The 20,681-nt window shown below is 45.3% G+C and carries 19 protein-coding genes, 1 other RNA gene and 1 pseudogene; 20 read left to right on the plus strand and 1 reads right to left on the minus strand.

The features are described 5' to 3' along the window. Positions 1 to 64 precede the first annotated feature (64 nt). The 7 genes and pseudogenes from WMO41_RS08870 (at position 65) to tadA (ending at position 6,478) form a co-directional block, all read left to right on the plus strand. Entirely contained in the window at positions 65 to 568 is a 504-nt protein-coding gene (locus tag WMO41_RS08870; protein WP_349229447.1) for a RidA family protein, read from the plus strand. A 23-nt stretch (positions 569 to 591) separates the two neighbouring features. Next, positions 592 to 1,563 (plus strand): aminopeptidase, encoded by a 972-nt coding sequence (locus WMO41_RS08875; protein ID WP_349229448.1) that lies wholly within the window; start codon positions 592 to 594, stop codon positions 1,561 to 1,563. Positions 1,564 to 1,642: 79 nt separating this feature from the next. Then, entirely contained in the window at positions 1,643 to 2,671 is a 1,029-nt protein-coding gene (gene dctP / locus WMO41_RS08880; RefSeq protein WP_349229449.1) for a TRAP transporter substrate-binding protein DctP, read from the plus strand. Next, positions 2,668 to 3,162, plus strand: coding sequence for a TRAP transporter small permease (locus tag WMO41_RS08885; protein WP_349229450.1), 495 nt, complete (start codon positions 2,668 to 2,670; stop codon positions 3,160 to 3,162). The genes dctP and WMO41_RS08885 overlap by 4 nt, the downstream gene beginning before the upstream one ends. Then, on the plus strand, positions 3,159 to 4,463 hold the full coding sequence (locus tag WMO41_RS08890) for a TRAP transporter large permease (protein WP_349229451.1): 1,305 nt from the start codon (positions 3,159 to 3,161) through the stop codon (positions 4,461 to 4,463). Before WMO41_RS08885 ends, WMO41_RS08890 begins: the two co-directional genes overlap by 4 nt. A 948-nt stretch (positions 4,464 to 5,411) precedes the next feature. Beyond that, positions 5,412 to 5,831: pseudogene (locus WMO41_RS16080) on the plus strand (DUF6128 domain-containing protein); the annotation flags it as partial. Between the two features lie 143 nt (positions 5,832 to 5,974). After that, positions 5,975 to 6,478 (plus strand): tRNA adenosine(34) deaminase TadA, encoded by a 504-nt coding sequence (gene tadA, locus WMO41_RS08900; protein WP_349229466.1) that lies wholly within the window; start codon positions 5,975 to 5,977, stop codon positions 6,476 to 6,478. A 54-nt stretch (positions 6,479 to 6,532) separates the two neighbouring features. On the opposite strand, the gene WMO41_RS08905 is transcribed toward tadA, so the two are convergent. Beyond that, positions 6,533 to 7,474: a LysR family transcriptional regulator gene (locus WMO41_RS08905; RefSeq protein WP_349229453.1), complete on the minus strand. Its 942-nt coding sequence runs from the start codon at positions 7,472 to 7,474 to the stop codon at positions 6,533 to 6,535. A 137-nt stretch (positions 7,475 to 7,611) separates the two neighbouring features. On the opposite strand from WMO41_RS08905, the gene WMO41_RS08910 reads away from it, so the two are divergent. From WMO41_RS08910 to WMO41_RS08970, 13 genes are all read left to right on the plus strand, one after another. Continuing rightward, complete coding sequence (locus WMO41_RS08910; RefSeq protein ID WP_349229454.1) at positions 7,612 to 8,715, plus strand: Bug family tripartite tricarboxylate transporter substrate binding protein; 1,104 nt, start codon at positions 7,612 to 7,614, stop codon at positions 8,713 to 8,715. Between the two features lie 83 nt (positions 8,716 to 8,798). After that, positions 8,799 to 9,284, plus strand: a complete 486-nt coding sequence (locus WMO41_RS08915; RefSeq protein WP_349229455.1) for a tripartite tricarboxylate transporter TctB family protein — start codon at positions 8,799 to 8,801, stop codon at positions 9,282 to 9,284. Positions 9,285 to 9,300: 16 nt separating this feature from the next. Beyond that, on the plus strand, positions 9,301 to 10,785 hold the full coding sequence (locus tag WMO41_RS08920; RefSeq protein WP_349229456.1) for a tripartite tricarboxylate transporter permease: 1,485 nt from the start codon (positions 9,301 to 9,303) through the stop codon (positions 10,783 to 10,785). A gap of 37 nt (positions 10,786 to 10,822) precedes the next feature. Continuing rightward, positions 10,823 to 11,749: an alpha/beta hydrolase gene (locus WMO41_RS08925; RefSeq protein WP_349229457.1), complete on the plus strand. Its 927-nt coding sequence runs from the start codon at positions 10,823 to 10,825 to the stop codon at positions 11,747 to 11,749. Positions 11,750 to 11,762: 13 nt separating this feature from the next. Then, entirely contained in the window at positions 11,763 to 12,680 is a 918-nt protein-coding gene (locus tag WMO41_RS08930) for an alpha/beta hydrolase (RefSeq protein WP_349229458.1), read from the plus strand. An 80-nt stretch (positions 12,681 to 12,760) separates the two neighbouring features. Continuing rightward, positions 12,761 to 13,022, plus strand: an RNA gene (gene ffs, locus WMO41_RS08935) — signal recognition particle sRNA large type. Between the two features lie 191 nt (positions 13,023 to 13,213). Beyond that, a complete protein-coding gene (locus WMO41_RS08940) occupies positions 13,214 to 14,290 on the plus strand; it encodes a 6-phosphofructokinase (RefSeq protein WP_349229459.1) in 1,077 nt (358 codons plus the stop codon). Between the two features lie 45 nt (positions 14,291 to 14,335). Next, positions 14,336 to 15,955: a DNA polymerase III subunit gamma/tau gene (gene dnaX / locus WMO41_RS08945; protein WP_349229460.1), complete on the plus strand. Its 1,620-nt coding sequence runs from the start codon at positions 14,336 to 14,338 to the stop codon at positions 15,953 to 15,955. Between the two features lie 42 nt (positions 15,956 to 15,997). Beyond that, positions 15,998 to 16,351 carry a YbaB/EbfC family nucleoid-associated protein gene (locus tag WMO41_RS08950; RefSeq protein WP_118733412.1) on the plus strand — a complete coding sequence of 118 codons (354 nt, stop codon included), beginning with the start codon at positions 15,998 to 16,000 and terminating at the stop codon, positions 16,349 to 16,351. Between the two features lies 1 nt (position 16,352). Then, positions 16,353 to 16,949, plus strand: a complete 597-nt coding sequence (recR, locus tag WMO41_RS08955) for a recombination mediator RecR (protein WP_118533726.1) — start codon at positions 16,353 to 16,355, stop codon at positions 16,947 to 16,949. Between the two features lie 53 nt (positions 16,950 to 17,002). After that, a complete protein-coding gene (locus WMO41_RS08960; RefSeq protein WP_349229461.1) occupies positions 17,003 to 18,931 on the plus strand; it encodes a tetratricopeptide repeat protein in 1,929 nt (642 codons plus the stop codon). Then, a complete protein-coding gene (locus WMO41_RS08965) occupies positions 18,931 to 19,770 on the plus strand; it encodes a Cof-type HAD-IIB family hydrolase (protein ID WP_349229462.1) in 840 nt (279 codons plus the stop codon). Before WMO41_RS08960 ends, WMO41_RS08965 begins: the two co-directional genes overlap by 1 nt. Positions 19,771 to 19,837: 67 nt before the next feature. Further along, positions 19,838 to 20,569 carry a CvpA family protein gene (locus WMO41_RS08970; protein WP_349229463.1) on the plus strand — a complete coding sequence of 244 codons (732 nt, stop codon included), beginning with the start codon at positions 19,838 to 19,840 and terminating at the stop codon, positions 20,567 to 20,569. The last annotated feature ends 112 nt before the right edge of the window (positions 20,570 to 20,681 follow it).

Raw genomic sequence — 20,681 nt, forward strand, 5'->3', positions numbered from 1 at the left:
TCTATAGATGCCGTCTATAAATACAGAGAAAAAATCACATTAGTATTTATGGATTTGCGATGGTATGATTGAGACAGTTAAAACAAAGGAGGGCGAAATGAACTACGAAAACAAGTTACTTTTAGAAGGCTATTCGCTTGAAAACAGCGGAAGAGCAAACAAGAGACCATTTGAGTCGGCAGTGAGGAGTGGAAACCTGATTTTTGTATCGGGACATGCAGGTCGGTTAAATGGGGAACTCATTAACAAGGGAATTGTTGGAGCCAATGTGTCTGTTGAACAGGCGCAGGAAACGGCGAAGGCGGCATTTGTCAATTGCCTCAGGGCAGTGAAAGAGCAGGTCGGTGACCTGGACAAAATTACGAAGATTGTAAATATCAAAGGTTATGTCGCAAGTACACCAGAATTTACAGATCATCCCAAGGTTATGGATGCGGTTACAGAACTTGCTAATAAAATTTTTGGAGAAGCAGGAAAGCACAGTCGTGTAGCCCTTGGAATGTCCTCCCTTCCCGGAGGAACATCCGTTGAAGTTGAGATTGTAGTTGAAGTTTGCAACGAAAAATAATATTGTAAAAGGAGAATATAAGTATGGAAATGTCAAAGGAAATGCCTCTGGGTGTAAAACAGTTATTGACAACAGTTACTCATTTGAAAGAGGGAGAAAAAGTTCTTGTTATTACAGATGACGGCAAGAGAGAAATTGGTGAATTAGTTTATAAGTGGGCTAAACAGTATTTTGAAACAACAATGGTTGTTATGCCGCCGACAAAGGCTCATGGTGCAGAACCGACAGAACATATTGCTGCAGCAATGATGAATACGGACGTTGCTTTCGGATGCACCTCGATGTCACTCATGCACAGTCAGGCTCGTATCAATGCCTGCAAAGCAGGACGGCTCAGATGGGTAGGTGTGCAGGATTATACATTAGATATGTTTGAACATGGTGGACTTACTGCAGATTTTGACGAAGTAGCAAAGGTAATTAATCGTGTTGCTGAGAAATTCCATGGAAAAACCTTCCATCTTACATCGGAGGGTGGAACTGATCTTGTATGCAGCGTAGAAGGCAGACCGGTTACTATTGATTATGGAACTTCCATTAAGCCGGGAAGCGCTTCATTCCCTCCAAATGCAGAAGTTGCGCTTGGACCGGTAGAGGGGACGGCAAATGGCCTTGTTGTTATTGATGGAAGTATTCCGCATCCGCTGCTGAACTTAATCAAAGAGCCTATTTATCTGGATGTAAAGGATGGATTTATTGTAAACATCAGAGGTGGTCAGGAAGCAGACATTTTAAGAAAGATACTGGCTGATTATAATGATCCGACGGTTTATAATGTAGGTGAACTGGGATTAGGTTTAAATGATAAAAATGAATTATGTGGTCATATGGCACCGGATGAAGGATCTTATGGAAACTTACACATTGGCATTGGCAAAAATCTGATGTTTGGTGGTCATACAGATTCTCCGCTGCACATGGATCTGGTTATGAAAAAAATTACAGCTGATATTGATGGTCTTGTAATTATGAAGGATGGCGTACTTTTAGTCTAGGAGCTAAATAGAAACTTGCCTCTGATGATAGACATTTTACTATCATCAGAGGCATTAAAAAAATACAGGGAGAAGAGTGATGATACGCGTGAGAAAACATGTAGTTTTATTGATGGGTATTTTCCTGTTGGCTATTGGAGGAACGGGTTGCAGTAATAGCACCAGCGGCGGTTCTGGTTCGGGAAAACAGATTGTCAGTGTGGCAACAGTCCAGCCGGATAGTCATCCGATCAGTATTGGCTTAAGGGCAATGAAAGATTACATTGAACAAAATTTAGGCGACAAATACGAAGTGAAAATATATTACAATTCCATTATGGGGGATAATACGCAGGCCCTTGAATTGTTACAAATGGGAACATTAAATTTAGTTGCGACGAGTGGCAGCAATTTGGAATCGTTTGACAATATGTACAAGATTTTTGGTATGCCATATCTTTTTAATGATGAAGCTAGTTTTCGCAAATGCATGAACACAGAAAGCTTCGCGAATGAGATTTATAAATGTACGAGGAATAAAGGGATTGAGGGTGTAACCTGGTTTGCAAATGGAGTAAACAATATTTATTCTGTAACGCCAATCTATACACCGGATGATTTGAAAGGGAAAAAATTCCGGGTGCAGCCCAGTGAGGCAAATGTTATGACTGTTACGGCACTGGGGGCAGCAGCAACTACGCTTGCGTATAGTGAAGTATATACAGCATTACAGAATCATGTCATTGACTGTGCATCGAATCCGGAAATGGCACTGGTTAGTATGAAACACGGTGAAGTGGCTCCATACTATTCATATACAGAGCATCAGATTTTTACAGATATGTTGATGGCCAATTCGGATTTTTTAAATTCACTTTCGGAGGAAGAGCAGGCTGTATTTCATGAGGCATTTCAAATTGCTAATACAATAGAATGTGAAGAATGGGACAAGCAAATTGAGGAGTATAAAAAAATTGCACAGGAAAATATGGGGGTTACGTTTATTAAAGTAGACAAAACCTTATTCAGTGAATTGGAGAAACCAGTGAAAGAAGAACTTTTGGAAAAATATCCAGAGATTCAGCCACTTTATGATACTGTACAAAAAATACAGGGGGATAGATTATGAAGATGATAAAAAAGCTTCAAAGTTGTCTGAATAGAATACTTAGAGTTATTTGTGGCTGCTTGCTTGGATTTATGGCAGTATTAACATGCTATCAGGTATTTATGAGATATGTTATGAAAAATCCGAGTACAATGTCCGAAGATATTCTTAGTTATTCTTTTGTGTGGTTATCACTTCTTGCAGCGGCACTTGTCTTTGGAGAACGTGATCATATGAATTTGACATTTTTTGTAAATAAATTACCAGGAACGGCAAATTGTGTTTTGCAGATTTTTACGGAACTGTTGAATCTGTTTATTGCAATTATTGTATTTCTCTTTGGCGGTATAAAGTTTATGGAGGTTGGGGCACTGCAGGTTTCACCAACGCTTGGAATTACAATGAATGTTATATATAGTATCATGCCAATTAGTGGAATTTTAGTTGCAATATATAGTGTGATTAACATTATGGAATTATTGACCGGGTGGAGATTGGAGGACAAAGCATGAGTTCAGCAGCTACTGCGACAATACTTATTTTTTTAATTCTTGTAGTTATGCTTTTTATCGGTGCTCCGATAGGCATGTCTTTGATTATTTCATCTCTGATTATTATTGTTCAGTCGTTAGGTGTAGCAGGAGCAGCACCGGCATCAGCGCTGAAGATGTTTCAGGGTATTAACATTTTTACATTATTGGCAATTCCGTTATTTATATTAGCCGGAAATTTTATGAATAAAGGTGGTATTGCAAGCAGACTGATTAATTTTGCAACTGCCCTTACGGGACGTATTCCGGGTTCTCTGGCTCATACCAATATTGTTGCAAATATGCTTTTTGGCGCAATTTCAGGTTCTGGAACAGCGGCGGCATCAGCGATGGGATCCATTGTTGCTCCAATTGAAAAAGAAAAAGGATATGATGAGGATTTTTCCTGCGCGGTAAATGCGGCAACGGCGCCTACTGGTATGCTGATTCCTCCAAGTACAGCAATGATTACATACTCTCTTGCGAGTGGGGGTACCTCTGTAGCAGCGTTGTTTCTTGGCGGATATGTTCCTGGTATTCTCTGGGGTGTGAGCTGTATGATAGTTGCATTTTTTTATGCAAAAAAATTTCATTATGTAAGCGATGAAAGAATTACATGTAAACAGTTTTTTAAATACACAATTGACGCGATTCCGAGTTTGATTCTGGTTGTTATTATTATAGGTGGTATTTGCTCAGGTGTATTTACGGCAACAGAAGCATCTGGAATTGCGGTGCTTTATAGCTTTTTGCTTTCATGCTATTATAAGAATCTTACAATTAAAGATACGTTCGAAATACTTGTTAACAGTGCAAAAATGACGGGTATCATCATGTTCCTTGTTGGAGCGTCCAATATTATGGCGTGGGTGATGTCTTTTACTGGAATTCCAGATGCGATTGCGAGAGGTGTCCTGTCTATTTCTGATAGCAGAATTGTCATTTTTCTGGTGATTAATGTATTGCTTTTATTTGTTGGAACTTTTATGGATTTAACACCTGCAATCTTAATTTTTACACCAATATTGCTTCCGGTATGTGAACAGTTGGGAATGACAGCACTTCAGTTTGGAATTATGCTTGTATTTAATTTATGTATTGGCTGCATTACGCCTCCGGTGGGAAGTATTCTTTTTGTGAGTCTTAAGGTTGCTAATCGGAAATTAGAAGATGTCATGCCAATTCTATTAAAATTTTATGTGGCAATATTTATTATATTAATGCTTGTTACGTTTGTTCCGGCGGTATCAACAGTGATCCCAACGATGTTTGGTTATATGTAAAGAAAAAACATAGCTCTTATCACTTCTGCATATATAGTAATGTACACTTGGAATATCCGGGGTACTACAATCGCGGAGGGGATGAGAGCTATGTCTGATTATAGGAGACTGATTTCGTACATATATGCCTACGAAGGCGGGGAAAAAGGAAAAAACATCGGCTTTGCCAAGATTGATATGCGCGGCCCCCAGTGTCGCATTCAGGTGAATGTCAAGAAAGTGTATGTGGGCAGCAGCGACGTGGGCGTGTATCTGCTTCATACCGGCGGGGAACTTCTGCTAGGCAGGATCTTTATCCGCAGCGGTGCCGGGGAATACCGTACCCAGGTGCAGTCAGAGAATGTAGATGGTTCCGGGCTTCGCATGGAAGACTGCTACGGGCTTACCATCCATGAGGTAGAAAATGCCTGGCAAAGCTACACCACCATCTGGGAAGATGCGGTGGCACAGACCGCGGAGATTCAGCTGGCGGAGGTGACTGCGGAGAATCTGAGAAAGCAGAAGGAAGAGCAGGAGCGGAAGGAAAAGGAGCCGAGAGAGCGGGAGGCGCAGAAGCGGGGAAAACTGGAGCAGAACGAAGGGGAGGTTCAGGCTGCGGAACTTGAGGGAATGCCTGAGAAAGCGGAAGGGACCGAACTGGAGCCAGAGCCGGTTCCGGCGCAAGTTCCAGAATTGGGGCTGGAACAAGTCGCAGAAGTGGGCTCAGAGCCGACCGCGCAGGAAACTGCACAGGAACTTCCGATTTCTGCGGAAATTGAACGGGAGTTGGAAGCAGAGGCGCAGAAGCTTGAGACTACAGCACCCTGGGGAGAAGAGAATGAAGATGTGGACAAGGGCAAAACAGAACCTGTGAAGCAGCAGGCAACAGGCGGCACAACCGTGCAGCAAGGGTCAGCACCGGGACAACGGGAGCCGTTGGCGGAATCACAGCAACCTCAGCCCCAGGGCCCGGAAGACGCAGCACGTCTCGCCGAACTGGACCGGGAGGAAAACGAGGAGCAGGCGGATATCAACATCTGGAAGAAAATGAGTGACCAGTACACCAAAGTCCTGGCTTTCGATTATGACAACGGCTGTGAGATTCTGTCTATCAAACCACAGGACATTGGCCTTCTTCCCCGGGAAATCTGGACCTACGGCAACAACAGCTTTCTACTTCATGGCTACTACAATTACCGCCATCTGATCCTGGCAAAGCTTCTGGACCCACAGCGGCCGCCCCGCTATCTGCTCGGCGTGCCGGGCCATTACTTCAGCAACGAAAAATATATGGCATCCATGTTCGGCTTCCCACATTTTGTTCTGGCCAGAAAACAGCCTCAGGGAGATGGGAGGTTTGGATACTGGTATACGGATATACGGCTGTAAAGATTGCCTCTTTCGCAATAGAAGAATTTCCGCTATACTGGTAGCAGAAAATATCTGGGTGCATGAATGTGGAACCCGGAAAGGAATAGATTGTGACAGACGAAAAGGTAACAAAAGAGAATCAGATGATAGAAGCGTCGGAAATGGAACAGGCACCATCCGTATCGCCGGAGGACATCCGCTATATGAAGGAAGCCATCCGCCAGGCAAAAAAAGCAGCAGCCCTGGGGGATGTTCCCATCGGCTGCGTCATTGTCTATCAGGACAAGATCATCGGCCGCGGCTACAACCGCCGCATGGCAGATAAAACGGTGCTGGCCCATGCGGAGATCATTGCCATGCGGAAGGCCTGCAAAAAGATGGGAGACTGGCGGCTGGAGGACTGTACCATGTATGTGACGCTGGAGCCGTGTCCCATGTGCGCCGGAGCCATTGTCCAGGCCCGGATTCCAAGAGTAGTCATCGGCTGCATGAATCCGAAGGCGGGCTGCGCCGGTTCTGTTCTGGATATGCTTCATGAAGAAGGTTTCAACCACCAGGTACAGACTGACATCAACGTGTGCCAGGAAGAATGCTCCGGCATGCTGTCTCAGTTTTTCAGAGATTTAAGAAAAAAAAGAGCATTGGAAAAAAATAAAGAGCAGTAACAGAACAGGATGGGTAGAATCTACAGGTGGTATCCCTGCAGATTCTACCCATTTTTAGTCTGACTGATTATTGTAAATATGGCAGCGGTTTTCTTCTAGTTCTTTTATAAAGATTTGTTTCGAAATATCGATAAAATATTGCATTGCATTATTAATATATTGCCCTTTTCTGGTAATGGCACAGAGAGTAGAGTAAAATTCGAGTGAAATATTAAAATAGAGCAAATTTTCCATGGGGCGTATATGCATATCAAAAATAAAGGTGTATAAGTTCATTTCGTTAATGAAATTGCATATAGTTTGTGTACTGTAGGTTTCTAACAATATGGGAGACTTTATGGCAGCTTTTTGTAATAAATCATCGGTTGTTTTACGTATCTGAGTACCTTTTCGAAACATAATACATGGAAAGTTTGATAATAAATTTAAATTGGCATGGTTATTTTCATCTAAAAAATCTGTGTTGGAAAGTACCGGATGGTGTTTGTTAATGCATAACAGCAAGCGGGTTGATATAAGAGGCTGATAAAAATAGTCAGGACTTTTTTGAGCAGATGAACTGAAAAAAAGGTCAATTTCTCCGGATAATGTCATTTTAAAAAGCTCATGAGGGTTGTTTTCATAACATTGCAAGTGAATGTTTGGAAAATTCTGGTGAAATTGGGCGTATATTTTATGAAGGGACAGACTGCTTCGTTCAATGGTAAGACCAATTACCAATTCACCATAATTGTTTTCGGAATAGTCGGTCAGCTCAGTCATTGTCTCTTTGTAGGTGCTCAAAATATGGCGGGCACATTCCAGATATTTTTGGCCTGCAAATGTAGGAAACATTTGATTTTTTACCCGTTTGAAAATAGAAAAGCCAAGTTCCGTTTCTGTTTTTGACAGAAATTGGCTGAGACTTGGTTGGGAAATATATAATTCATCCGCTGCAGCGGTCAGATTTTTCTTTTTTTCAATCACAAGTAAATAATTTAATTGTGTAAGATTCATAAACAACCCCCCTTTTTTTCAAAATATAAGTAGCGCCTATACAAAATATAAGTTTTAAATAGTTATTTTTTATATTATATCGTGTTAACATACCATTAACAAGTAAATTTGCAAAAAAGAGAGGGGAAGGTTCACTTATGAAGAAACAGAAAATGATATGTTGGATGTTAGCGGCAGCATTAGGGATGGGATTAACTGCATGCAGCGGAGCAGGGAATACCTCACAGAGCGGAACTGAAACAGAAAAACAGACTACCGTAGAGAAATCAGAAGCAGCTGACGGAAAAGATGTTACGATTGAAAGCGTATGGCCGAAAGGAAGTACAGTGTACTTTGATGTTCCGGCGAAGGCTGGTGGTGGAACCGATTTGTATGCACGCTATTTAACCCAGGCTTTAGGCGAGGTTTGTCCGGATGTAAATTTTGTTGTAACCAACTATGACACGACAGAGGTTGGCCGCGAACACACTAAGACGGCGAAGCCGGATGGAAAAACATTACTGGTTCATCATGGCGGCGCTATGATTGAGTATATGACAGGAAGTTCTGAAGTAAGTCCAAAAGATGATTATAAGACAGTTGGAGTGGTGAATGTAGGAGGACCGCAGGCAATTATTGCTCGTCCGGATGCACCATATTCAAATCTTCAGGAACTGGGAGATTATATTCAGGCAAATCCGTCAGAGGTTGTAATTGGATGTACATTAGGAGGTGCGTCACAGTGCATGTTGTATGGTGTTGTCAGCAATATTGGAGATGGATATGGCGAACTGGTGAACTGGGTACAATGCGGTTCTGAGGCAGACAAGTTAACTCAGACAGCATCTGGTTCTATTGATATTGCAAATTGTTCCATAAATAACGCACTTTCTTATGAGGCAGATGGAAAACTGAAAATTTTAGGAACCATGGCTCCGACATCGGCAACTCTGGAAAATATGAGTGAGCTGGTAGGGGAAAAACTTCCGGAAACTTTTAAAACAACGAAAGAACAGGGGGTCAATTATAGCTATGATTCCAGTTATTATGTGTGGGCGCCTGCAGAACTGCCGGATGACATTGCAGTGGTGATTAATGAACAGATCATGAAATGTGTGGATCAGCAGGGATTCATTGACAGTATGAAGCAGATGGTAACGTATATTGATAAGCGTGACCTTGCAGCAACGCAGAAGACTTTTGATGATGAGTGGAATACCTGGTCAGAAATTATTGAGCAGATGGGAATCAAGATTCGATAAAAGTGTTACCTGAAGAAGTGTGGAAGACCCAATGGATTTTTAATCTGTTGGGTCTTTAAAAAAGAGAGAGAGGTGGTTGTGAAATGAAGAAGATAAAGAAAACATATATCGCGGGTGTGCTTTGCCTTATATTGGCAGGATGGATTGCATGGCAAACATCAATGATTCCGGAACGACTTGTATCGAATGAGCCAGGCCCCAAAATGTTCCCTTATTTTTCAGCAGCAGGAATTGCGATATTTGCAGTGCTTTCTATGATATTTGACGCACCAAAAGAAGCCAATAAGGAATATCTGAATCAGGCAGGCTGGAAGAGAATGGCAATTATTATGGGCGAGGTTTTGGGCTTTTGTATTGCCATGCATTATATTGGTTTCTGGATTTCCTCGGTATTAGGAATGTTAATATTTATCTGGACATTAAAGGGAGAAAAGAAAATCAACAGAGTATTTGCTGTCTGTTTTTCTGTTGGATTAGGTTCTTTGTGCTATTTTGGTTTTACAAGAGGTTTTCATATTCCCTTACCCGTGGGAGAAATATGGAATATGCTGGGAATTAATATGTTATAAATGGAGGTGAGAGAAGATGTTAACTGCGCTTTTGACTTTATTACAGCCTCAAAATCTTATTATGATGTACATATGTAATCTGATTGGCTGTGTTTTAGGTGCTATTCCTGGGTTAAATGGTGGATTAGGAATGACATTGATTCTGCCGTTGACGTTTGCATTTAGTACGGAACTTTCTTTTGCTATGTTAGTTGGAATGTATGTTGGTGGTGTATCAGGTTCTTTTATTGCAGCTGTATTAATCGGCATACCGGGATCAGCTTCATCGATTGCGACTTGCTATGATGGTTATCCGATGACGCAGAAGGGAAAGGCAGCCAAGGCATTATCGATTGGTATTACTGCTTCTTTTATCGGAACAGTTGTTTCTATTCTGGTGGCAATGGTATCTACAAGTTTTATCGCAGACATTGCGTTAAAGCTTGGTCCATGGGAATACTTTGCGCTTTGCTTTATGGCAATTACCATGGTGGTTGGCCTTTCCAATGGATCTGTGTTTAAAGGTCTTCTTTCTGCTTTTATTGGTTTATGGATGTCAACAGTGGGGGCAGATCTGGTAACTAATCAGCTGCGTTTTACATTTCATAATACGCATCTTTACGGTGGTGTTAATATTATTTGCCTGTTAATGGGAACTTTTGCGTTACAGCAGGTGGCTACCAGTTATGCAAAAGGAAATAAAAAGATGCCAGAAGTAGATACAAAATCTCTTGGTGGATTTGGTCTTGGAATAAAGGATTTTGTGGATAATTTAAAAACAATCATTGTTTCCCTGCTGATTGGTCTTGGGATTGGATTTTTACCAGGAATGGGGGCCGGAATTTCTAATCTGATTGCATACGGACAGGCGAAAAGAATGAGCAAACATCCGGAAAAGTTTGGAATGGGATATGAACCTGGAGTGTGGGCGACGGAAGTGTCCAACAATGCAGGGGTAGGCGGTGCGTTGATTCCTATGATTTCATTGGGAATTCCGGGAGACAGCACTTGTGTGCTTTTACTGTCTGGTATGACGATTCATGGACTTCAGCCAGGTCCTATGTTTATTCAGCAAAATCCTGTATTGGCAAACCTTATTTTCTTGTGCGTATTATTTTCTGCTATTTTGATCTTTTTTACAGAAATATTTACAAAGAGATGGTTCCCATATTTGCTGAAGGCACCGTACCACTATCTGTATAGTGCGATTTTGATTTTATGTCTGATGGGAGCGTTTTCATCTACAACATCAATGTTTAGTGTTGGTCTGGTCGTTGCATTTGGAGTTTTGGGTGTTTTGATGGATATGTTTGAATTACCAATGACACCATTAATGCTGGCGTTTATTTTAGGCGGTAAGATTGAAAGTTATTTCCGGATGGGATGCTCCTATGCCAAAGGAAGTCTGGCGCCATTTGTGACAAGACCAATTTCCTGTATTTTTCTTTTAATTGCAGTTTTTAGTCTTTTAAGCCCGCTGATTCATATCTGGCTGGGGAAAAAACATATGGCAGTTAAATAGAGGTTATAAAACCAGATAAATAATTTGGAGGACAGATATGGCATTATCACAACAGGAACGGGAATACTGGGGACGTGTAATACGTGAAACGGGCGGGACTAGAGAAATCATGTTAAACAGCCGGGAAATCCCGGAAAAATTAAAAATATGCACAGAGAATACTGTGCGACAGGAATATAAGCTTCCAGTGAATAAAAAAGGTGTGCCGGATGTTCGGGTTATAGTGACAAAGGCAATAGACCGAAAAGAAGGATGCCCGGTTCATGTGAATTGTCATGGAGGGGGTTTTGTTTTCCCGCAGGGAGAAGATGACGATTTTTATTGTGCGCATATTGCGGTGGGAATAAAAGGAATTGTTGTCGATGTTGATTATGCGGTAGGCCCGGATTATCCGTTCCCGGTAGCGTTTGAGCAAAGTTATGCGGCGGTCGAGTGGGCATTTTCACAATGTGAAGCCTGGAAGGCAGATAGAAATCGTGTTTCGATGGGGGGACAGAGCGCAGGCGGTAATTTAACGGCGGCTGTAGCGCTGAGGGCAAATGAGAGTAAAGATTTTCAGCTTTGTCTTCAGGTATTACAGTATGCGGTTATGGATTTTGCTACAGATCCGGGCAATAAGCCAGAAGCCAGATTACAGACAGATGGAGCAATCGAGCGTATGCGGGCATTTGATGCATATTATACGGGTGGTGATGCAAATTTAAACGTATTACCATTTGTTTCTCCGGCCCTTGCAACAGACAAAATGATAGAAGGACTTCCTCAGACATTAATTGTTACAGCGGGAAAGTGTAATTTGCGTTTTGAAGATGAGGCTTATGGGATGAGACTGGCGGCAGTTGGAGTTCCGGTTACGATGAAACGCTTTTTGAATTCGCGACATGGCTTTGCTGGCAGGATGGTTGATGAATGGTGGGAGGCACAGGAGTGTGTGATTCGTGCAATTAACCGCGTGACGTTGTGAGGGGGTGTGTAGAATGGTAAACGTAAGCGAAAAGAGCAGAAACTGGGCTCTTAAAACAATTGAAACAACTGTGCCGGTTAATTTGCGGAGCCGGATTCCGGAAAAATGCAGAGATTTTCTGTTGCGGGCAGATAAGGAAATAGTAGAAATGCCGGCAATTTGTGGATATAGCTGGAGATTGCATATCCTGAGAGCGAGAAAACGGGAAGCAGGATGCCCGGTTCACATCAATATTCATGGTGGAGGATTTTTTTCTGGTTATAAAGAAAATGATGATATGTGGTCAGCGTGGCTGGCAGATCAAATGAAGGGAATTGTGGTCAGTATTGATTATTCCACAACGGATGAAAGAGCAGCATTTCCTGTTGCTTTTGAACAGTGTTATGAATCTGTAAAATGGGTGATGGAACATTGTGATAACTGGAATGCGGACAGAAATTATGTAAGCATTGGAGGGTATAGTGCAGGGGCGAATTTGACGGCAGCAGTTTGCCTGAAGACAGCGCAGACTGGAGATTTTAAGTTACAGCTGCAGTTACTGGCATATCCGCCTTTGGATAATTGTACACCAGCTTTGATGAAGCCGGAAGGGTATGTATTTGATTTGTCACCAGAAAGGATGGAGGCATACAATCTTCTTTATTTCGGAAATGATCCGGATCTGGCAAAAAATCCTTACATTTCGCCGATTTATGCAGGGAATGAAGAACTGGCTGAAACACCGCGTGCACTGATTATTTCTGCGGGAGACTGTAATTTCCGTTATGAAGACGAAAACTATGCCGGAAGACTGGCGGCATTGGGAGTAGAAGTAACGGTATATAGAGCGCCACATGCAAAACATGGATTTATTCCTCATTTCATGGAAGGATGGGAGGAAGCAGCGGATTTAATTGTCAGGAACATTCTGGATGCGAAAGGGGAAACTTGACAAACTGCTTACTTCTGGGGTATACTAAACAGGCATTTGCGATAAATCGCAATTGCGCACAAGAACAAGTCATAAAGCTTCCGCGCAGCCGGGGAGATAGCGGTGCCCTGTATCTGCAATCCGCTCCAGCAGAGGTGATATCCCGCCTCGGATGCGATCTTGCAGGGCTGCCCCTGATAAGCGGCGTTGACGTTTGGGTCTTGCGCAACAGAACCTCATGAACCGTGTCAGGGCAGGAATGCAGCAGCACTAAGTGAGTCCCTCTGTGTGCCGCAAGGGAGCCTGGACCGAGCTGGCTGTCAGGGTAACGCCTGTGAGCCGTATACAAAGCGGGGTGCGCGGATTAAAAAAGAATAGTTTAGCAGGAGTATGATTGAATTCAGTCATGATACTCCTGCTATTTTTTTGTTAAAACCAATTCTGTTTTCGCAATAAAACCATGGACAAACGAGAAACCAGTGTATTATAATGAAGCAGAATGGGGAAATTTTCCCTATGTCCACGAAAAGTAAAGAAAGAAGGGTGTGTCTTCGATGAGAATTGGAATGCTGACCAGCGGCGGCGACTGCCAGAGCTTAAACGCAACCATGCGCGGTGTAGCCAAAGCGCTGTATAAGATGTTTGAAGATGTAGAGATCATTGGTTTTGAAGATGGATATAAAGGCCTGATGTACGCAGATTACCAGATCATGAAACCTTCGGATTTTTCCGGAATCCTGACAAAGGGCGGAACCATCCTTGGAACCTCAAGACAGCCGTTCAAGCTGATGCGTGTTCCGGACGAGAATGGTCTGGACAAGGTAGAGGCCATGAAGCACACATACCGGAAATTAAAACTGGAATGTCTGGTGGTGCTGGGCGGAAACGGAAGCCAGAAAACAGCCAATCTCCTGCGGGAGGAAGGCCTGAATGTGGTATCCCTTCCGAAGACGATCGATAATGACCTCTGGGGAACCGATGTGACCTTTGGCTTCCAGAGCGCCATCAACGTAGCAGCCAACGCCATCGACTGCATCCATACAACCGCGGCATCCCATGGCCGTGTTTTTATTGTGGAAGTTATGGGCCATAAGGTTGGCTGGCTGACGCTGTATGCCGGAATTGCAGGTGGAGCAGATATCATTTTGCTTCCGGAGATTCCATACGATATCAATGTCATTGTTGAGGCGATAAAAGAACGCAGCAGACAGGGCAAGCGCTTCTCAATACTGGCGGTTGCGGAAGGCGCAATCTCCAAAGAGGATGCGGCATTAAGCAAAAAAGAGTTAAAAGAGAAGAAAAAGAATCAGGTGGTATATCCGTCTGTGGCTTATGCACTTGGCGCCCAGATTACGGAAAAAACCGGACAGGAAGTCCGCGTTACCGTTCCGGGACACACCCAGCGCGGCGGTGAACCATGTCCGTATGACCGGGTGCTTTCCACCCGTCTGGGCGCGGCAGCAGCCAAGCTGATTCAGGAAAAGAAATACGGTTACATGGTAGCAGTCAAAAACAACGAGATCACAGAGGTTCCGTTAGAGGAGGTTGCCGGCAAGTTAAAGACGGTAGACCCGAACTGCTCCATGATTCAGGAAGCCAAGATGATCGGCATCAGCTTTGGCGACGAATAACGGCAATTCTGTATACAGGCTGCCGGAAGCAAGGAGTTAAGGAATATGTCATACACTGCACTGTACCGCAAATGGCGTCCGGCGGAATTTAACGATGTCAAGGGCCAGGATCATATTGTGCAGACATTGAAAAACCAGATCACCAGTGGGCGTATCGGCCATGCATACCTGTTTTGCGGAACCCGCGGAACAGGTAAGACCACCATTGCGAAGATTTTTGCAAAGGCAGTCAACTGCGAGCATCCGGTAGATGGAAGCCCGTGCAATGAATGTGCAGCCTGCAAAGCTATCGCATCGGGAAGTTCCATGAATGTGGTAGAAATTGATGCGGCATCCAACAATGGCGTCGAGAATATTCGTGAGATCCGGGAACAGGTTCAGTATCCGCCGACTGAGGGCGCGTACCGCGTCTATATCATCGACGAGGTGCATATGCTTTCTACCGGTGCGTTTAACGCGCTGTTAAAGACGCTGGAGGAGCCGCCGTCTTACGTGATCTTTATTCTGGCAACCACAGAGGTGCACAAAATCCCGGTTACGGTGCTGTCCCGGTGCCAGCGCTATGATTTCCGGCGCATCACCATTGATACCATTGCGGCGCGCCTGCGGGAACTGGCAGATGCAGAAAAAATTCAGGTAGAAGAAAAGGCCCTGCGTTATGTAGCCAAGGCGGCAGATGGCTCCATGCGAGATGCCTTAAGCCTTCTGGACCAGTGCGTGGCTTTTCATTATGGAAGCCTGCTTACCTACGACAATGTGCTAGAGGTGCTTGGTGCGGTCGATTCCGGTGTGTTCAGCGAACTGCTTCGTGCCGTGATCGCAAAAGACACCACGGCGTGCATGAAGAAACTGGAAGAGATGGTCATTCAGGGCCGGGAACTGGGACAGTTTGTCACGGACTTTATCTGGTATCTGAGGAATCTTCTGGTGTTAAAGACCGCGGATGACGCGGAAAATATGCTGGATATGTCGGAAGATAACTTAAAGCTTCTGCGGGAAGAGGCAGAGATGATAAACGGAGAAACGCTGATGCGTTTTATCCGTATCTTTTCTGAGCTTTCCAATCAGATCCGCTATGCCAGCCAGAAACGCGTGCTCATTGAGCTGGCACTCATCAAACTGACCAAGCCGCAGATGGAGCCGAATCTGGATTCTATTTTGCAGCGCCTGGATGAACTGGAAGACCGGATGGATGAAGGCATGCCGGTCAATGCGGAGATGATGCAGCAGATGGCAGCCCAGATGGGAACTGCGGGTATTGCGGCGGGAACACAGGCACCGACAGCCGGTGCAGAACCGGCACAGGCACCGCAGCAGGTGGCCATTCCGCGGGCACAGCTGGAGGATTTAAACCTGATCCGTCAGGACTGGGGAAAGATTATCCGGGAGCAGGGCGGTTCTATCCGGCCAAGCTTTCGCGATACGGTGCTGGAGCCCAGCGGCGACAGCTGCTTGTGCATTGTATTTTCTAACAGCGACAACTATGCCATCGGAAGCCGCCCAACGGTTCTCGGGGCACTGGAAAAGTACGTGGAGGAGCAGTATGGCAAGACCATGTATTTTAAGGCGCGCATGCGCAATGCAGGAGAGCGTTTGAATACCATCTACGTTAGTGATGAAGAATTGAAAAACGCGATCCATATGGACATTACCATTGAAGAATAGGAGTAACTGTTCAGATATAGAAAACAGGAGGAATAATTGAACATGGCAAAACGTGGAGGATTCCCGGGCGGTATGCCGGGTAATATGAATAACTTAATGAAACAGGCGCAGAGAATGCAGCGTCAGATGGAAGAAACTACCAAAGAACTGGAAGAGAAAGAGTACAGTGCATCTGCAGGCGGCGGTGCAGTAACGGTAACCGTTTCCGGCAAGAAGGAAGTGCTTTCCGTGAAGCTGGCTGAGGAGGTTGTAGATCCGGATGACATCGAGATGCTTCAGGATCTCATCGTGGCAGCTACCAACGAGGCTCTGCGCAAAATGGAGGAGGAGTCTCAGGCAGCCATGTCAAAGCTGACTGGCGGGTTAGGTGGTCTGGGCGGAGGCTTCCCATTCTAAAATGGATTATTATAGCAAACAGATCACAACGCTGATCGAAGAATTATCAAAGCTTCCGGGCGTTGGAAGCAAATCAGCCCAGAGACTGGCATTTCACATCATCAATATGCCGCAGGAGCAGGTGGCGAGCCTGGCCGGAGCCATCACGCAGGCCAAAGCCAACATCCGCTACTGCAAAGAGTGCTATACGCTGACGGATCAGGAGCTTTGCCCGATCTGCAGCAGCGACAAGCGCGATCACAAGACCATTATGGTGGTGGAGAACACCAGAGATCTGGCTGCTTACGAAAAGACAGGGAAGTATGAAGGTGTGTACCATGTACTGCACGGAGCAATTTCTCCGATGCTGGGTATAGGACCCAATGACATCAGGCTGAAGGAGCTGATGCAGCGTCTTCAGGGGGACATAAAAGAAGTGATCATTGCCACAAACTCAAGTCTTGAGGGTGAGACCACGGCCATGTACATCAGCAAGCTGATCAAGCCCACGGGAATCCGCGTGAGCCGGATTGCAAGTGGCGTACCGGTAGGCGGTGACCTGGAGTATATTGATGAAGTAACCCTGCTGCGGGCCCTGGAAGGGCGCGTGGAGCTGTAAGCGTTTGTGCGGTGCATGAACTGCAGCCTGGAGGCAGGAAAGGAGTGCAGAAGATGGATAAATACGAGTTTAACATAAAAGTAGAACAAATTAGAAAATTAAGCAATCAGGGCGATTTTGAGACAGCTATGAAGATTGCGGACACCATTGACTGGAAAAAGGTCCGCAATGCCAATCTGCTGTCTATGGTTGCAAATGTATATGAGAAGAACCATGAGTATCAGGATGCCAAAGACATTCTGCTCATGGCTTTTGAGCGTGCACCGATCGGAAAGCGCCTTCTTTACAAGCTGACCGATCTTGCGTTAAAAGAAGGCAATGTGGAAGAGGCCAATGCCTACTACCGGGAGTTCTGTGACCTGGCGGGAGATGATCCGCGCCAGCATTTGCTCCGTTACATGATCTTAAAGGCTATGGACGCGCCGATTGAGCAGCAGATCCATTCCCTGGAAGGTTACACAGAAGAAGAACTGGATGAAAAATGGCTGTATGAACTGGCGGATTTGTATCATCGTGCCGGTGATGCACAGCGCTGCGTGGCGGCCTGTGATAAGATCATGCTGATGTTCGGCCTTGGAAAATATGTAGATAAGGCCATGGAATTGAAAATTCAGTATGCGCCGTTAAACAAGTATCAGATGGACCTGGTGGAGAATCGGGATAAGTACGAGGAGAAACTGCGTGCAGTGGAGCAGGCCTTCGAGGAAGAGGATACCATGGATGACGACGAAGAACCGTCTGACCAGGAGCAGGTTTCCGGACAGAGCACTGTAACAGAACATGAACCGGAAGAATCAGAAGTGGTGGCAGAAGAACCGGCAGAAATGGTAGATGAAAACGAGAAAACTCCGGATATCAGTATCACGCCGGATGTTTCTTATGGAAAGGAAGCAATCACGGCTCAGATGAAACAGGCTGAGGCTGAGGCACAGCTTGCGAAGGAAGTATCCCGGATCGGTGCGGATGAAGTGGAGGAAGAAAGTGACCTGGGCAAGACCCGTGTCCTGGATTCTATTCGCCGAATGCCGGCAGCAGAGGCAGCACAGGAAAGTGAAACCATGCAGTCAGATGCGGCTGAGACAGAAACAGGAGAGCCGGAGATTGAGGAGCTGGATGAGGAACCGGAGCTTCCACGCATGACGAATCATCTGATGATCGAGGCACGTTCTCCGGAAAAGGGTATGGAGATTGCTATCCAGACCTTAAAACAGATTCAGAAAGAAACCGGAATCAAGAATCCGGTGGCAAAGATCACGGGTTCCAAGCTGAACAAGCGCGGTATCCTTGCATGCGCAGATAAACTGAGCGGAAAAGACCTCATGATTGAGGAAGCCGGAGATTTAACTCCGCAGATGATCGGTGAGCTGGAAACTCTTATGACCCGTGATACCAGTGGCATGAGAATCATCCTGATTGATAACCCGAAGCAGATGGAGATGCTGCATGCGCAGAATCCATCTCTGGCAGATAAGTTTGAGTGCATTGGCTGCGACTATCCGCCGGTACAGAGCGCAGAGCCGGAGATGCAGCCGGAAGAAGTGACTGTCCGGAGTGAAATGCCGGAACAGAAATCAGAGCCACTGACAGCCTCTGAATCCGCAGAGGTTCCGGATGAGCGCCCAATGCGCCGTGTTGTACCGGTGAATGATGAAGCTATGCGCGCACCGGAGCCGAAAGCTTTCGAAGAGGATGAGCCTGCAGAAGAAGAAATGGATATTGATGAATTTGCGCAGTATTGCTGCAAATACGCATCAGAAATTGACTGCAGCATCACCGGAAAGAGCATGCTGGCGCTCTATGAGCGGATTGAAATCATGGAAGAGGATGGCATCCCGCTGACACGGAAAGAGGCGGAAGCTCTCATTGAGGAAGCGGCAGACCGTGCAGAGAAACCGTCTCTTGGTAAGGCAATTAAGGGATTGTTCTCATCCAAATATGACAAAGACGGTATGCTGATTTTAAAGGAAGAACATTTTATATAATGAAAACAGATATCAGATTAATTGCATTAGATTTAGACGGGACGCTTCTGGACAGCCAGAAGCGTCTCTCTGCCAGAAATGAAGCTGTGTTGCAGGAATGTATTTCCCGCGGAATTTATATTGTACCCTGCACTGGGCGAATCTGGGGAGGAGTGCCGGAGTTTCTGCGCTCTTTGCCGGGAATCCGTTATGCCATTACAACTAATGGCGCAATCGTAGAAGATGTGGCAGAGCACAGGATTCTGGATGAACGCAAACTTGGATGTGCCCAGGCTGTGGATATTCTGGAACTGGCTGGAAAGTTTCATACCATGTACGATGCGTATGTAGACGGTTGTGCTTATGGGGAAAAACGGTTCATGGAGCATATGGATGATTACGCAATTCCGGATACAATCCAGACGATGATTCTTCAGACAAGGCAGGAAGTGCCGGATGTGAAAGAACGGATCCGTATGCTGAATCTTCCGGTGGAGAAGATAAACTATTTTTTTGGAGATCAGCAGGAGCGTGCCCGCGCAAGACGTGCGCTGCAGGAGCGTGGTGATGTGATCGTCAGTTCGTCCCTGGATAATAATCTGGAGATCAATGCGCCGGGAGCAACCAAGGGAGAGGCAATTCTCCGGCTGGCCGGCCATCTGGGGCTGCGCCAGGAGCAGACCATGGGATTTGGAGATGGTGAAAACGATATGACCATGATCCGGACTGCGGGAATCGGTGTCGCCATGGGAAATGCGGTGGAAGCACTGAAAGCAGAATCGGATTATGTTACAGTAACTAATGATGAGGATGGAGTGGCGGATGCCATTGAAAAGCTGGTATTGAATGTAGAAGTGTAAGGAAAAGCATATTAGCTGCGGTGAAATAAAAGCCGCAGTACAGCCGCGAAGGCGGGACGGAGCAAACATGGATTTTTTGACAGAACACTGGTTGTCTGTTGGTGTAGGCGTATTCTGGCTGTCTATGGTGCTGTATGGGCACTACAGGGGCCTGGTGCGTATTGCGGTGACAATGTCGGCCCTGATTTTGAGCCTTGTTGTAACGCGCGTGGCCATGCCGTGTGTCACGGCAGTGCTGAACGATAATACGGCAATCCATCAGGCAATCGGACAGGGGCTTTTACATATGGCCGGAGTGAAGGAAGAAAACGAAGCGGCAGACGAAACAGAGATACAGCCGGCTTACCAGCGGAATATTATAGAAGGGCTGAAACTGCCGGAGCAGATGAAGGAAGTGCTTCTTGAAAATAATAACAGCGAGATCTACCGTATGCTTGGGGTGGATCGTTTTTTTGATTATCTTGGTTCGTATCTGGCAACTATGGTAATCCGCGTATTTGGAACGGGAATTCTGTTTGCAGCTGTATTCCTGTTTTTCCGTATCGGGGCGCACTGGCTGAATCAGGTTGCGCGGCTTCCAATTATATGGGAATTGAATCAGATAGCCGGAGCTTTGCTTGGGGCAGTTGCGGGGCTTCTGGTTATATGGCTGGCAGGTTTGGTGATCCGGGGGTGTTCCGGTATGCCGTGGACCCGTCCGGTTTTGCTGCAGATTGAAAAGAGCTGGTGGCTCAGTTTGCTGTATCAGAACAATCTGTTTAACTGGCTGTTTCTTCGCATATTAAATGGCTTTTTGTGAGAAAAGATAATGGAAAGATGGGGCTGCGGATGCATTTGATATGCTCCCTTCTAGGTAGACAAGTGAAATAATAAAAACTTGTCACTTAGGAGAGAGCATATTTTATGTCTAA

The sequence above is a fragment of the Ventrimonas faecis genome (assembly GCF_040096075.1).
GTDB lineage: Bacteria > Bacillota > Clostridia > Lachnospirales > Lachnospiraceae > Brotaphodocola > Brotaphodocola faecis.

Bases quoted from the DNA above. Each gene is read 5' to 3' on its own strand.
- WMO41_RS08870 (WP_349229447.1), top strand. From the start codon at position 65: ATGATTGAGACAGTTAAAACAAAGGAGGGCGAAATGAACTACGAAAAC.
- WMO41_RS08875 (WP_349229448.1), top strand. From the start codon at position 592: ATGGAAATGTCAAAGGAAATGCCTCTGGGTGTAAAACAGTTATTGACA.
- dctP (WP_349229449.1), top strand. From the start codon at position 1,643: ATGATACGCGTGAGAAAACATGTAGTTTTATTGATGGGTATTTTCCTG.
- WMO41_RS08885 (WP_349229450.1), top strand. From the start codon at position 2,668: ATGAAGATGATAAAAAAGCTTCAAAGTTGTCTGAATAGAATACTTAGA.
- WMO41_RS08890 (WP_349229451.1), top strand. From the start codon at position 3,159: ATGAGTTCAGCAGCTACTGCGACAATACTTATTTTTTTAATTCTTGTA.
- tadA (WP_349229466.1), top strand. From the start codon at position 5,975: ATGGAACAGGCACCATCCGTATCGCCGGAGGACATCCGCTATATGAAG.
- WMO41_RS08905 (WP_349229453.1), bottom strand. From the start codon at position 7,474: ATGAATCTTACACAATTAAATTATTTACTTGTGATTGAAAAAAAGAAA.
- WMO41_RS08910 (WP_349229454.1), top strand. From the start codon at position 7,612: ATGAAGAAACAGAAAATGATATGTTGGATGTTAGCGGCAGCATTAGGG.
- WMO41_RS08915 (WP_349229455.1), top strand. From the start codon at position 8,799: ATGAAGAAGATAAAGAAAACATATATCGCGGGTGTGCTTTGCCTTATA.
- WMO41_RS08920 (WP_349229456.1), top strand. From the start codon at position 9,301: ATGTTAACTGCGCTTTTGACTTTATTACAGCCTCAAAATCTTATTATG.
- WMO41_RS08925 (WP_349229457.1), top strand. From the start codon at position 10,823: ATGGCATTATCACAACAGGAACGGGAATACTGGGGACGTGTAATACGT.
- WMO41_RS08930 (WP_349229458.1), top strand. From the start codon at position 11,763: ATGGTAAACGTAAGCGAAAAGAGCAGAAACTGGGCTCTTAAAACAATT.
- WMO41_RS08940 (WP_349229459.1), top strand. From the start codon at position 13,214: ATGAGAATTGGAATGCTGACCAGCGGCGGCGACTGCCAGAGCTTAAAC.
- dnaX (WP_349229460.1), top strand. From the start codon at position 14,336: ATGTCATACACTGCACTGTACCGCAAATGGCGTCCGGCGGAATTTAAC.
- WMO41_RS08950 (WP_118733412.1), top strand. From the start codon at position 15,998: ATGGCAAAACGTGGAGGATTCCCGGGCGGTATGCCGGGTAATATGAAT.
- recR (WP_118533726.1), top strand. From the start codon at position 16,353: ATGGATTATTATAGCAAACAGATCACAACGCTGATCGAAGAATTATCA.
- WMO41_RS08960 (WP_349229461.1), top strand. From the start codon at position 17,003: ATGGATAAATACGAGTTTAACATAAAAGTAGAACAAATTAGAAAATTA.
- WMO41_RS08965 (WP_349229462.1), top strand. From the start codon at position 18,931: ATGAAAACAGATATCAGATTAATTGCATTAGATTTAGACGGGACGCTT.
- WMO41_RS08970 (WP_349229463.1), top strand. From the start codon at position 19,838: ATGGATTTTTTGACAGAACACTGGTTGTCTGTTGGTGTAGGCGTATTC.